This window comes from Ruegeria sp. CDSB029, assembly GCF_059611125.1.
The window spans coordinates 78,431-90,737 of sequence record NZ_JBXWOX010000008.1; the positions used below are offsets into that span (position 1 = coordinate 78,431).

General features: G+C 57.6%; 13 protein-coding genes. 5 read left to right on the forward strand and 8 right to left on the reverse strand.

Annotated features, from left to right (window positions below; translation table 11 throughout):
• Positions 1-66: 66 nt before the first annotated feature.
• The 3 genes from AC2FI8_RS11640 to AC2FI8_RS11650 all read right to left on the reverse strand — a co-directional run bounded on the left by AC2FI8_RS11640 (position 67) and on the right by AC2FI8_RS11650 (position 2,393).
• Positions 67-1,179 (reverse strand): YhaZ family DNA alkylation repair protein, encoded by a 1,113-nt coding sequence (locus tag AC2FI8_RS11640; protein ID WP_496764549.1) that lies wholly within the window; start codon positions 1,177-1,179, stop codon positions 67-69.
• Between the two features lie 2 nt (positions 1,180-1,181).
• Positions 1,182-1,961: an SDR family oxidoreductase gene (locus AC2FI8_RS11645; RefSeq protein WP_496764547.1), complete on the reverse strand. Its 780-nt coding sequence runs from the start codon at positions 1,959-1,961 to the stop codon at positions 1,182-1,184.
• Positions 1,962-2,030: 69 nt separating this feature from the next.
• A complete protein-coding gene (locus AC2FI8_RS11650; protein ID WP_496723112.1) occupies positions 2,031-2,393 on the reverse strand; it encodes a SnoaL-like domain-containing protein in 363 nt (120 codons plus the stop codon).
• Positions 2,394-2,502: 109 nt separating this feature from the next.
• Here AC2FI8_RS11650 and AC2FI8_RS11655 point away from each other — a divergent pair, with 109 nt between their 5' ends.
• The 3 genes from AC2FI8_RS11655 to AC2FI8_RS11665 all read left to right on the forward strand — a co-directional run bounded on the left by AC2FI8_RS11655 (position 2,503) and on the right by AC2FI8_RS11665 (position 6,835).
• Positions 2,503-4,110 (forward strand): peptide chain release factor 3, encoded by a 1,608-nt coding sequence (locus AC2FI8_RS11655; protein ID WP_496723114.1) that lies wholly within the window; start codon positions 2,503-2,505, stop codon positions 4,108-4,110.
• A 189-nt stretch (positions 4,111-4,299) separates the two neighbouring features.
• Positions 4,300-5,229, forward strand: coding sequence for a glycosyltransferase family 2 protein (locus AC2FI8_RS11660; protein WP_496779145.1), 930 nt, complete (start codon positions 4,300-4,302; stop codon positions 5,227-5,229).
• Between the two features lie 184 nt (positions 5,230-5,413).
• Positions 5,414-6,835: a DEAD/DEAH box helicase gene (locus tag AC2FI8_RS11665; protein ID WP_496779146.1), complete on the forward strand. Its 1,422-nt coding sequence runs from the start codon at positions 5,414-5,416 to the stop codon at positions 6,833-6,835.
• On the opposite strand, the gene AC2FI8_RS11670 is transcribed toward AC2FI8_RS11665, so the two are convergent.
• From AC2FI8_RS11670 to AC2FI8_RS11680, 3 genes are read right to left on the reverse strand one after another with little or no spacing between them, the layout of a single operon-like run.
• The gene (locus AC2FI8_RS11670; RefSeq protein WP_496779148.1) at positions 6,832-7,734 is read right to left on the reverse strand and encodes an EamA family transporter; all 903 of its coding nucleotides are present in this window, start codon (positions 7,732-7,734) and stop codon (positions 6,832-6,834) included. The genes AC2FI8_RS11665 and AC2FI8_RS11670 overlap by 4 nt on opposite strands.
• A 21-nt stretch (positions 7,735-7,755) precedes the next feature.
• Entirely contained in the window at positions 7,756-8,640 is an 885-nt protein-coding gene (locus tag AC2FI8_RS11675; protein WP_496738432.1) for a fatty acid desaturase, read from the reverse strand.
• The gene (locus AC2FI8_RS11680; RefSeq protein WP_058278218.1) at positions 8,633-8,836 is read right to left on the reverse strand and encodes a DUF2061 domain-containing protein; all 204 of its coding nucleotides are present in this window, start codon (positions 8,834-8,836) and stop codon (positions 8,633-8,635) included. The genes AC2FI8_RS11675 and AC2FI8_RS11680 overlap by 8 nt, the downstream gene beginning before the upstream one ends.
• Positions 8,837-8,942: 106 nt before the next feature.
• Between AC2FI8_RS11680 and AC2FI8_RS11685 the strand changes: the two genes are divergently transcribed.
• Positions 8,943-9,806, forward strand: a complete 864-nt coding sequence (locus AC2FI8_RS11685) for a helix-turn-helix domain-containing protein (protein WP_496779150.1) — start codon at positions 8,943-8,945, stop codon at positions 9,804-9,806.
• A 94-nt stretch (positions 9,807-9,900) separates the two neighbouring features.
• Entirely contained in the window at positions 9,901-10,083 is a 183-nt protein-coding gene (locus AC2FI8_RS11690; protein ID WP_496738430.1) for a hypothetical protein, read from the forward strand.
• Here AC2FI8_RS11690 and AC2FI8_RS11695 read toward each other — a convergent pair.
• Complete coding sequence (locus AC2FI8_RS11695; RefSeq protein ID WP_496779152.1) at positions 10,080-10,841, reverse strand: SDR family oxidoreductase; 762 nt, start codon at positions 10,839-10,841, stop codon at positions 10,080-10,082. The two genes, AC2FI8_RS11690 and AC2FI8_RS11695, sit on opposite strands and share 4 nt — an antisense overlap.
• Positions 10,838-12,304, reverse strand: coding sequence for a carnitine 3-dehydrogenase (locus AC2FI8_RS11700; protein WP_496779154.1), 1,467 nt, complete (start codon positions 12,302-12,304; stop codon positions 10,838-10,840). Before AC2FI8_RS11700 ends, AC2FI8_RS11695 begins: the two co-directional genes overlap by 4 nt.
• Positions 12,305-12,307 lie beyond the last annotated feature (3 nt).

Sequence of the window (12,307 nt, forward strand, 5' to 3'; positions counted from 1 at the left end):
TGCAGCACGGGGCCTGGCGCAATCCGAGCCTTTAGAATCTGACGAAAGCGTGAGGGGTTGTAGGGGTTATGCCAACAGTTCGAAATCAACACCCGCGCGCAGTTTGCCGTTAACCTGTATCTCAAGCCGATGCGCACCGGGGATAAGTTTGAACGTGGTCGCGTCACCTTTGAGCTTGTGCTTTTTGGTCAGGGTAAGAGCACCATCTGCCAACGCGGACTGTTTCAGCTTGTGCACTTTGGCTGAGGTTTTACCCCCAGGCCTTTGAAAATGAACAATGTAATCGACCAGAACCGGTTGTTTTCCATTGCCATTCAGCACGACATCAAACTCCAGCGCTCCACCGATCTGCGCGTCACCCTTGATGGTAACATCGGCCGAAACTTCAGCATCAGGATCAAAGCCCAGCATCTTCATGGCGCGCGGATGGCCTGCTTTCACAAGCCCACGCAAGGTGTGCGAGGTCATCCAGCCCATCTCGGCCTGATCCTGCCGCCCGTTCCCGCCCCAATCCTGCAACCGGTCCAAAACCAGATCGGGGTCTTTTTTGGTTATATCATTCAGATGGTTGGCAACCGACCGAGTGACATAGCGCGTTCCATCGGCATGCAGCCGATCCAGTAAAGGCAGCGGATCGGTCAGGTCCAGCCCCACCGCCTGCCCCCAAGGCAAACGCGGTCTTGTGCCTTCGCTGACCAGTCGACGCACGTGATAGCTGTCATGCGCGCACCATTCCTGCATCCGCGCCAGCACCTGTTCCTGATGGGTATTGAGGAACGGCCTTATGGCCCATTCCATTGAAAACCTTTGGGTCAATTCCTCGAGCACATCCAATGACTGCTCAGGATGATCCATCCCCACGGCAACAACCCAGTCACCCAGCGGTGCAAAGATGAAATCACCAAAATCGTCATCCGTTTTGCCGGGATCCAATGGTGGCGGCAAGGCGCGCAGCAGCGTAGGTGCGATCTGAGGCAAGTCGCCCGGCACCGCCTGTTGCAGACATTCGGCGATCCAGGCCATCCTCTCTTTCAGCTCCAGATCCAGCAGACGCGACATGACCTGCGCCTCAAACGCCTCGGCATCAAAGGACGGGTCCGCGCCCGCGAAAAGCCCCGCCAAATAGCGGGTCTTTTCGACATTAAACAGTTGATCTTTAAGCGAGAAGTTTTGTGCCATGATCACATCGTCAGATTAGTGGCGCCACCATCTAGCAGTATGTTCTGCCCGACAATGAAACCGGCATTCTGCGAACACAGGAACGCACAGGCTGCACCAAATTCTTCACGCGTTCCATACCGTCGCGCCGGGATGGTTGCCGCGCGTTCAGCGCGCGCCTCGTCCATCGAAATTCCTTTTTGCGCAGCCACGCCACCATCCAACGAGTCCGCCCGGTCGGTGGCATGAATGCCCGGCAGCAAGTTATTGATCGTTACCCCTTTCGGCGCCACTTGACGCGCAGTTCCCGCGACATACCCCGTCAAACCGGTACGTGCCGCGTTCGACAGACCCAGTGCGGGGATCGGCGCGCGCACAGATTGCGAGGTGATATTCACCACCCGGCCCCAGCCTTTGTCCATCATCCCAGGCAACAAAGCCTTCATGAACGCAATCGGCGTCAGCATGTTGGTGTCCAGCGCCTTGATGAAATCATCGCGATCCCAGTCCGACCACAAACCCGGGGGCGGGCCTCCGGCATTTGTCACGAGGATATCAACACCCTGCGCGGCTTCGATTACCTGCACCTGTCCTTCAGTCGAAGTCACATCGCAGGCGATAGTCTGAACCTGTACGCCATGTTCAGCGCGAATGCGGTCAGCCGATGCCTCCAAAGCCTCAGTCCCCCGCGCGTTCATCACCAGATCAACACCCGCGGCGGCCAGCGACTCGGCACAACCCAGACCCAAACCTTTGCTACTGGCGCAGACCAGCGCACGTTTACCTTTGATACCAAGATCCATCTGATCCTCCCTGTATTTGCCGCACATCTAGCACCAGCCTTTCAGGGAAGACCAGCAATGGACCTTTGATCAATAAAAGAACTCTTCACGCACAATCTTGCCATCCGCGACGTGGTAAATGGCGACTTCGCGCATATCAAAGCTGTCACCGCTTTCCTTCACTGTGCCCTTTACTTCGAAAATTACGGCAAAGCGGTCCTCACCATGCACAAATGGATCACTTACCGAAGTTTTTGTCACATCATGTGCACCTTCCCACCATTCTTGTTTGCCACGGATCGCGTCGCGGCCGGCGACTTCGCGCCCCATGCCCGAGTAATCCACGGCTTCGACGGAAACGGCATCGTCCGCATAGAGCTTATCCAAATTCGCTTTGGCCCGGCCTTCTCGGCAACCAGCGACCAGTTCGTTTGCGATTTCTTTTAAATTCATCACACCTCTCCATAATTTGTTCACTATATGTTCTTTTTGCCACCGTCAGGCGATTCTGAACACCCCCTTTGTCTTGCTTCGGCAGAATTCCCCGCATATACGCGCGTTCATGCTTGATACCGCCACCAACCAACCCGTTTTGCCGCCCGAGATCGCCCGGCGCCGGACATTCGCCATCATCTCGCACCCGGATGCGGGCAAAACGACGCTGACTGAAAAGTTCCTGTTGTACGGGGGCGCCATTCAAATGGCAGGTCAGGTGCGCGCCAAGGGTGAGGCAAGACGAACACGCTCGGACTTCATGCAAATGGAGAAGGACCGCGGTATCTCGGTTTCCGCATCGGCGATGTCCTTTGACTATGACACTTTCAGATTCAATCTGGTGGATACGCCCGGCCACAGTGATTTCTCGGAAGACACCTATCGCACGCTGACCGCTGTGGACGCCGCCGTGATGGTGATAGACGGCGCGAAAGGTGTGGAAAGCCAGACGCAGAAATTGTTCGAGGTCTGCCGCCTGCGTGACCTTCCGATCCTGACCTTCTGTAACAAGATGGACCGCGAAAGCCGCGATACGTTCGAGATCATCGACGAAATTCAGGAAATGCTGGCGATCGACGTTACCCCTGCCGCATGGCCTATCGGCGTAGGTCGCGATTTCATCGGCTGCTACGACATGCTGCGCGACCGGCTGGAACTGATGGACCGCGCCGATCGTAACAAAGTGGCCGAAAGTATCGAAATCAACGGGTTGGATGACCCGAAACTGGCCGAACACGTGCCCGAGCACCTGTTGGAAAAGTTCCTGGAAGAGGTTGAGATGGCGCGCGAGCTGCTGCCCGCCATGGACCCGCAGGCGGTGCTTGAGGGGCATATGACCCCGATCTGGTTCGGCTCGGCGATCAACTCGTTCGGTGTGAAGGAACTGATGGAAGGCATTGGTGCCTACGGCCCCCAGCCGCAGATCCAGTCTGCCGAACCGCGTCAGATTGCACCCGACGAAAAGAAAGTCGCGGGTTTTGTCTTCAAGGTTCAAGCCAATATGGACCCAAAGCACCGCGACCGCGTGGCGTTTGTTCGTATGGCATCGGGCCATTTCAAGCGTGGCATGAAGCTGACCCATGTGCGGTCGAAAAAACCGATGGCAATTTCGAACCCTGTGCTGTTCCTCGCATCGGACCGGGAACTGGCCGAAGAGGCTTGGGCTGGTGATATCATCGGCATCCCCAACCACGGCCAATTGCGCATCGGCGACACGCTGACCGAAGGCGAAGCGATCCGGGTTACTGGCATCCCCTCATTCGCGCCTGAACTGCTGCAGACCGTGCGGCCCGGCGACCCGATGAAAGCCAAACATCTGGAAAAGGCGCTGATGCAATTTGCCGAAGAAGGCGCGGCCAAGGTGTTTAAACCCTCAATCGGATCGGGCTTTATCGTTGGCGTCGTTGGCGCGCTGCAATTTGAAGTGCTCGCCAGCCGGATCGAGATGGAATACGGCCTGCCCGTTCGGTTCGAAGCATCTCAGTTCACCTCGGCCCGCTGGGTCAGTGGTGACAAGGCCGAGGTCGAAAAGTTCGTCAACGCCAACAAGCAGCACATCGCCCATGATCATGATGGCGACATCGTCTATCTGACGCGTCTTCAGTGGGACATCGACCGGGTCATCCGCGACTATCCCGAACTGAACCTGACGGCCACGAAAGAAATGATGGTGTGATGCGTCAGACTGATTGCACAGGCAACATGGCCTGTGCAATTTTACCCGCATGAATGACGACTTCCAGACGCCCACAGGCGCACTACACGGGTTCGGCGCCCAGAAAAAACTTTTTGAATTCAGCATGGAATCGCCCGACCCTCATTCTTGCGTTGCGCGTGAATATGGCGTCGCACAACAGGTCTGGGCATGACGACCTGGGGTATCGTCTCAATGGTTCGCGGATCGACCCGCGACATACTCAGGTTCGCGGCCCATCACCTCGATCTGGGTGTGGATTATCTGTACATCTACCTGGACGAACCCAATCGTGAGGCGCACCGGGCCATCAGGAAACACCCGAAAATCAGAGCGCGAATCTGCGACGATGCCTTTTGGGAGAAACGCAAACGCGACCGACCGGAACGCCATCAGGTTCGTCAGACGCTGCATGCCACATTCGCCTATCGCAACACTGATCTGGACTGGCTGGCCCATATCGACGTGGACGAGTTCCTGTGGTCTTCAAAACCCATCCGGGAGCAGTTGCAATCCGTCCCCGCCGACATCCCCGCCGTCCGCGTCCGGCCAATGGAGGCAATGGCAAGCGGCGAGGATCTGTTCAAGGCGCATATCCCCAGCGGCCCGGACCGCTCAGCCATGGTGCAGTCCATCTATCCCAACTATGGCGGCTTTGTACTCGGCGGGTTCCTCAGCCACGTTCAGGGTAAGCTGTTCGTCCGCACAGGCATGGAAAAGCTGAACTTTCGCATCCACAACCTGTTTCAAAACAAAAAGCTTCTGCCCTGCAAATTCGAACTTCCGGGGTTGGAGCTGTGTCATCGCCACGCCCCTGGCTGGGACCACTGGGCGGCGCATTATCAGTTTCGGATGGCGCGTGGGTCCTATCAACCCGGCATGTCCCCTAATGTTCCGCGCGAACTGGGCGGTCTGAACAAGAATGAGTTGTTCAACTGGATCGAGACAGAACAGGGCCAGGACGGCTTGCGCGCGTTCTTTGACGAAATTAGCGGTGCCGATCCCGGCGTACGCGCTCGTCTCGAAGAATATGGGTTGATCCGGCACAGACCGCTGGATCTGGACGCGAAAGTTGCGAAACACTTCCCCGGAAGCTGCTGAATTGTTGCGGAAAACCAGCAGTGGGCGCTAGCGACGTCAGGTTAAAACCTCTTCATTTGACCCTGCCTCATGATTTTGTTATGTCCGCGCAAAGCCGAAATGTGCCTGACAGCGCATGGCCATCCGGGCCCGGCATTCCATTGACGCGCGGGCCAGGTCTAGTGTCCGCATGAACCGGACATACATGACAAAATTTAACGAACTGAACCTGAACCCGAAGGTCCTCAAAGCCATTGAGGAAGCCGGATACGAATCCCCTACCCCAATTCAGGAAGGCGCAATACCCGCGGCTCTGGAAGGGCGCGATGTCCTGGGCATTGCGCAGACAGGGACCGGCAAGACTGCAAGTTTCACGCTGCCGATGATCACCTTGCTGGCCCGTGGGCGCGCTCGTGCGCGGATGCCGCGTTCGCTGGTACTGTGCCCGACGCGGGAACTGGCCGCGCAGGTGGCTGAGAATTTCGACACGTACGCCAAACATTTAAAACTGACCAAAGCGCTGTTGATTGGCGGCGTCAGCTTTAAAGAGCAGGACGCGTTGATCGACCGGGGCGTGGACGTTCTGATCGCCACACCGGGTCGCCTGCTGGACCATTTCGAGCGCGGTAAGCTTCTTTTGACCGGTGTTCAGATCATGGTTGTCGACGAAGCTGACCGGATGCTGGACATGGGGTTCATCCCCGATATCGAACGCATCTTCTCGCTGACGCCGTTCACGCGCCAGACCTTGTTCTTTTCGGCCACTATGGCGCCCGAGATTGAGCGGATCACCGACACCTTTCTGTCCGCACCCACGCGGGTCGAGGTTGCGCGTCAGGCCACTGCTTCGGAAACTATTGAACAGGGCGTTGTCATGTTCAAAGGCGGTCGTCGGGATCGTGAGGCCAGCCAGAAACGCAATGTCCTGAGGGCGCTGATCGACGCTGAAGGCGAGAAGTGCACCAACGCCATCATCTTCTGCAACCGTAAGACCGACGTGGATATCTGCGCCAAGTCTCTCAAGAAATACGGCTATGACGCCGCCGCGATCCACGGCGATCTGGATCAATCCCAGCGCACGAAAACACTCGACGGCTTCCGGGACGGGTCTTTGCGCCTACTCGTGGCCTCGGACGTGGCTGCGCGCGGATTGGATGTGCCATCCGTCAGCCATGTGATCAATTTCGATGTCCCCGGTCACCCCGAGGATTACGTCCACCGCATTGGCCGCACCGGTCGCGCGGGGCGTGAGGGCAAGGCTATCACGATCTGCTCTTCCCGCGATGAAAAGGCGCTGGCGGCGGTGGAGAAGTTGATTCAGAAGGAAATTCCCCGCCTGAAAAACCCGATTGAGGCGGATGATTCCAAAGCCGATACCCCAAAGACCGAGAATCAGTCCAAAGCGCCGGACACCAAAAAGTCCGATCGGCGCAAAAGCGAGCCCCGCACGGAAAGAGAGCCTCGTAAGGATAGAGAACCGCGCAAGGATAGAGAGCCCCGTAAGGACAAAGAGTCCAAAGGCCGTGACCGCGGCCGCAGAGACGACAGGGGCCCTGCAGTTGTCGGGATGGGCGATCACCTGCCCAGCTTCATCGCCCTCAGCTTTGACGAACGCCGCGCAGGCTAAATCGTAAGCACCAATGCCAGTATCGAGGCACCAAGCAACATCATCCCGGCGATCTCACGCCGGGTGATTCTTTCGCGAAAAAACAAGAGCGAGGCGAACAGGCTGAAGATTAGTTCGACCTGCCCCAGAGCTTTGACATAGGCCGCGTTTTGCAGCGTGAAGGCGAAGAACCAGCAGAACGATCCACATAGACTGGTGAGCCCGACAAAAACGCCCGTTCGGCGTGTGTCCCAAACTGCGCGCAGCTCGGCCCGGTCGCGCCACAGCAACCACAGTCCCATGCTGAGGAATTGGAACGAAACCACCACTGCCAAAGTGACCAGCGCCCGGAACCAGGCGTTCAAATCCCCCAGCTCCAACGAGGCACCGCGATAGCTGACGGATGAGAAAGCAAACAGCACGCCCGAACCCAGCCCAAGGCGCGATGCACGGTTGGTGAGGTGTGCCCACCAAGCCCCTTCCCCACCAGGGCTTTTCGATAACAGCAAGACAGCCACCAGTCCCAGAACAATCGCGAACAACGCACCCGAGGACACCTGATCGCCCAGGACCAGAAATCCGACGATGGCGGTTTGGATAACTTCGGTCTTCTTGAATGTAATACCGACGGCAAAATTGCGTTGTTTGAACAGGGCCACCACGCAGATGGTCGCCAGTATCTGCGTTGTCCCGCCGATCACTGCAAACAACCAGAAACGCCCGGTCAGGGCCGGCAGGTTGAAACCAGTCAACTGCATCGCCACGATCAGGCCCAGAACGGCCAGTGGCATGGAATACGCAAACCGCGCAAAAGTCGCGCCGGCTGCCGAAAGTTTCACGGTGCTCAGCGACTTTTGCAGCATGAACCGCACGGTCTGAAATGCCGCGGCGGCGATGGTGATGGGAATCCACAAACTCATGGATTCCCTTGTGTCGTCAAATCAACCCTTTGGCCAGAGCGGATGCGCCACCGGATCCTTCGCGCGCCAAAGGTACGAGCGGAAGATCTGGCCGTAGGACCGATAGACATAGGCCTCGTTCGTTGACTGATACCGATCTCTTCCAGCCCGATACAGAGCGGGCAATCGGTACCACGGCGCACCGGGATTCATGTGATGTACGACGTGCAGATTGTTGTTTAGAAACAAGAAAGCCAATAGTCCGCGATCTTCAACTATGACGGTACGCGCACCCGAGTCTTCATGCGCCCTGTGTTCAAGAAACGTCCGGATCTTGACCAAACCCAACCCAATGTAAGCTGACAGAACAAAGGCCCACAGCGGCATTGGCGATTGCGCGACTATCCACAAAACCACAGCGGCTCCGATCAGGTGCAGCCCCCAGGCCAGTAATATGTCTTTGTCTCCGCGTTTAGCGCCGCGCAGCTCATCCCGAATGAAGGTGAATTGACCAATCGCCGGGCCCAGCACCATGCGTCCAAGCAGCGTGTTATTCGCTCTCAGCAGTCGCTTTTGCCAGCCTTTGAGCGTATTCCAAACCTTCGGGTCCAGATAGTTCGACTCAGGGTCGTCATACGGATCAGTCAGGGTCGAATCCCTGTGATGCGCCAGATGCAGATCGCGGAACCGGTTATATGGGATGAACAAAGTCAACGGCAGCGCCAACAGTGCCTCGTTCAACCAACGGGTGCGAAAAGGATGTCCATGCAGCGCCTCATGTGTCAGCGATGAGTGCAACGCCGCGACCAATCCCATTGCGGGAATGGCCAGCCAAACCGGGAACATAAAGATCACAGCAAGCCAAGCTGCGTAGCATGCGATTATAAGGGCAAAGGTGCCCCACTCGGGACCTGGCCGCTCAGACATTTCGGCCCCATGTGATGCCTGCCCAGACGCGCTCGTAGATCACGTACATCGTCAGGCCGATGCCCGTGTTCACAATCGCCAACGTCCCGCCAACTGCAGCAGAGCCTGTCGCGATAAGACCCACCAGCGTCATCATGACCAGGCCCATCGCGTTCCACACTACAGCCTTCACGACCGATCTTCGTCGCGTTTCCATTCCGTCACCCATAATATTGTTATGTTTTAAGAATTACGGATCGTGGCCGAGTTGAAAATTCTGAATATGATTAACAAAACTCATCACTTATGATATAAATCACCATATGACGGATAAATTAGACAAACGAGATCGCGCTGCGCAGTTTCGCCAACGCCTTGCCCGCGCGATGGAAGAACGTGACATCAGCCAAAGCGCGCTTGCCCGGGATATCGGTGTCGACCGATCGACCGTATCCCAACTTTTGACTGGCGAAGGTGCGCGCCTGCCGAACGCGCATGTCGTTGGCAGCTGCGCCACAGCGCTTGGTGTTTCGGCTGACTGGCTGCTGAGCTTATCGGATCGGCCCGAAAGCGCTGCAGAGCTTCTGGCGCTTTCTCTGAGTATGACCAAGGCGCCACGCGCGCTGGTCGATGAGCGCATTTTTGAATGGCATAAAGAGGCGGCTGGCTACAAGGTTCGCTATGTACCTGCCACCCTGCCCGACATGCTGAAAACCCGCGCCGTGCTAGAGTGGGAATACGCCCCGCATCTGGGGCGAACAGCGGATCAGGCCATCGGCGCATCAGAAGACCGCCTGACATGGATGCGCAGCGCGCAATCAGACTATGAAATCGCCATGCCACTGTATGAGATCGACAGCTTTGCCCGCGCGACCGGCTATTACGAAGGCCTGTGCCCGAAAATCCGTCTGGAACAGATCGACCATCTGTTAGAGCTGAGCGACCAGCTTTATCCCCGCATGCGCATCTATCTGTTTGACGCCAAACGCCTCTACTCTGCGCCCGTCACGATTTTTGGCCCGCTGCTGTGTGTGTTCTACGCGGGCAGCCACTATATGGCCTTTCGGGACCGCGACAGGATCGAAGTTTTTTCCCGTCATTTCGATACGTTGGTGCGCGAAGCGGATGTGACGGCGCGGGATTTCCCCGAACACCTCAGGCAGCTGCGATCAGCAATATCCGCCTGATCGCAGTCCGATAGATGCAGAAGCGAGCAAGGTGTGATATCGTCACTTGGCGCGAACTTTCGAGCGATCCGATCACAGACGGAGGACCATAGGAATGGACGCACTAAAAACCGCTCAATACGCACGGGCGCTTTATTCCGCCCACGGAGATCAGGCCGAGGCCGAGGCCGCGCAGAAGATGCGCGAATGCAAAGACGCCGGGAACATGCAGCAAGCCCGCGACTGGCAGGCGGTTCGCCAGAGCATCCGCCAGATTCGCGGACCCAATCAGGCTTAAACCTTGGGGTCGGGGTTGACGGTGTGCCCATCGACCGCAATCACCTGCCCCGACACTAACCGCGCCGCATCTGATGCAAGGAACACGGCCATATTGGCGATGTCGTGCCCTTCGACGAAGCGACCCATTGAAGTGCCTGAGGCATAACCCTCATAGACCTGATCGCGTGTCATGCCCTTGGCATCGGCCTCGCGCTGCAGGACGCCTTCCATCCGCGGACCCTCAACCGAGCCAGGGCAAATGACATTGCACCGCACTCCGTGTGCGCCCAGCTCCATCGCCAGAGTTTTGGCCAGCCCGATCATCCCCCATTTCGCCGCCGCATAGGGCGCGCGATTGGGATAACCGTATTGTCCCGCAGTCGAAGACGTTATGACCACCGCGCCGCTGCCTTGTCGTTTCAGGATTGGAGACGCGTATTTGGCGCACAAAAAGGCCCCTTCCAGGTTCACCGAAAGACACATGCGCCAATCGTCCAATGCAACGTCTTCAACCAAAGCGGTTGGTCCCGCGATTCCTGCGTTTGCGCACAGGGTATCCAAACCACCCCATTCCGCCTCGATGTCATTGAACAAGGTGGCCACGGCATCCTCATCCGCGACGTTCGCCTCGGACCGCTGCCAATGGGCCGGACAATCAGACAGGGCATTCGGGTCAACATCAGCCACCCAAACCTGCGCACCGGCTGTATCAAAGGCCTCGGCCATGGCGCGGCCAACGCCCGACGCGCCAGCCGTGATCAGAACGCGCCCACTCATGCCGGTTTGCGGATCGCAGCACCCGCACCTTCAGGATAAGGCAATCCAGCCTGAGCTTCGGCGATCCGGGCCATAGCGTCTTCGATCTCTGCCGAAGGTGCGCTCGGGCGACGGGTTTCCAGACTGACATGCAGCAGGAAGCTTTCTCCGGTGGCCAACAACTTGTCGCCTTCGTACATGGAATGGAACACGTGCAGCTTCTTGCCCTGCCCCAACAGCATCTGTGTGCGCACTTCGATCTTTGCGCCCGCGTGGACTTCGTCGATATAGCGGATGTGGTTTTCGGCCGTAAAGTAACTGCCGCCCGAGGCGATGTAATCCGCATCACACCCCATAATCTCCATGAATCGGTCGGTCGCCGCGGCGAAGGCCTCAAGGTAACGCGCCTCGTTCATGTGACCGTTATAGTCGGTCCAGTCCAACGGCACCGCGCGCGACAAGGTCAGAATTGGCTGGCTCAGATCGGCCTGATCCATCGTCGGAAGTGCGCCCGGCTTCAGCGCCGCGTCATGCTGGTTCAGAACAGCACCGGCCCCATAGTTCTGCGCCTTGAGCGCCCGCATCATGCCAACGAGGTTATTGTCGCGAATACGCTCCAATTCCCGGATCGAGTGCATGCCCGATTGTGCGTCAGACTGATCCGCGATCATGTCGACCAGCTCATCAGTGAACTCGGGCACATCCATCAACTTGGTCCAGGGCCATTGCAACGCCGGGCCGAACTGCGCCATGAAATGCCGCATCCCTGCCTCGCCACCGGCCACGCGATAGGTTTCGAACAGACCCATCTGTGCCCAGCGAATGCCAAAACCCATGCGAATTGCTTCGTCGATCTCTTCAGTCGTGGCGATACCGTCCTTGACCAGCCACAGCGCCTCGCGCCAGACGGCTTCGAGGAACCGGTCAGCAATATGCGCATCGATCTCTTTCTTGACATGCAGAGGGAAGAAACCCACCGATTTCAACAGGTCCTTTGCGCGGTCGACCATTTCGGGCCGGTTCTTGTCGGTCGGTACCAATTCGATCAGCGGCAGCAGATACACTGGGTTGAACGGGTGCGACACAACAATCTGTTCTGGGCGCAGCGCGCCCTCCTGCAACTCGGACGGCTTGAACCCGCTGGTTGACGACCCGATGATCGCCTCCGGATCGCAGGCATCCTGCAAGCTTTTGTAAACCTTCAGCTTCAGATCCAGCCGTTCAGGTACACTTTCCTGAATCCAAGTGGCCCCTTGCACGGCGTCCGTCAGATCGTCGTGGAAGGTAAGCGCCCCTTCAGACGGCAAAAGCACATCACTCAACCCCGGCAGAGACCGGCGCGCGTTGTCCAGAACTTCACCAATCTTGCGCTCGGCCTCCGGGTCCGGATCGAACACGCGGACATCCCAACCGTTAAGCAAGAACCGCGCGGCCCACCCGCCGCCGATTACACCACCACCGATGATAGCTGCTGTTTTTGTCATTTC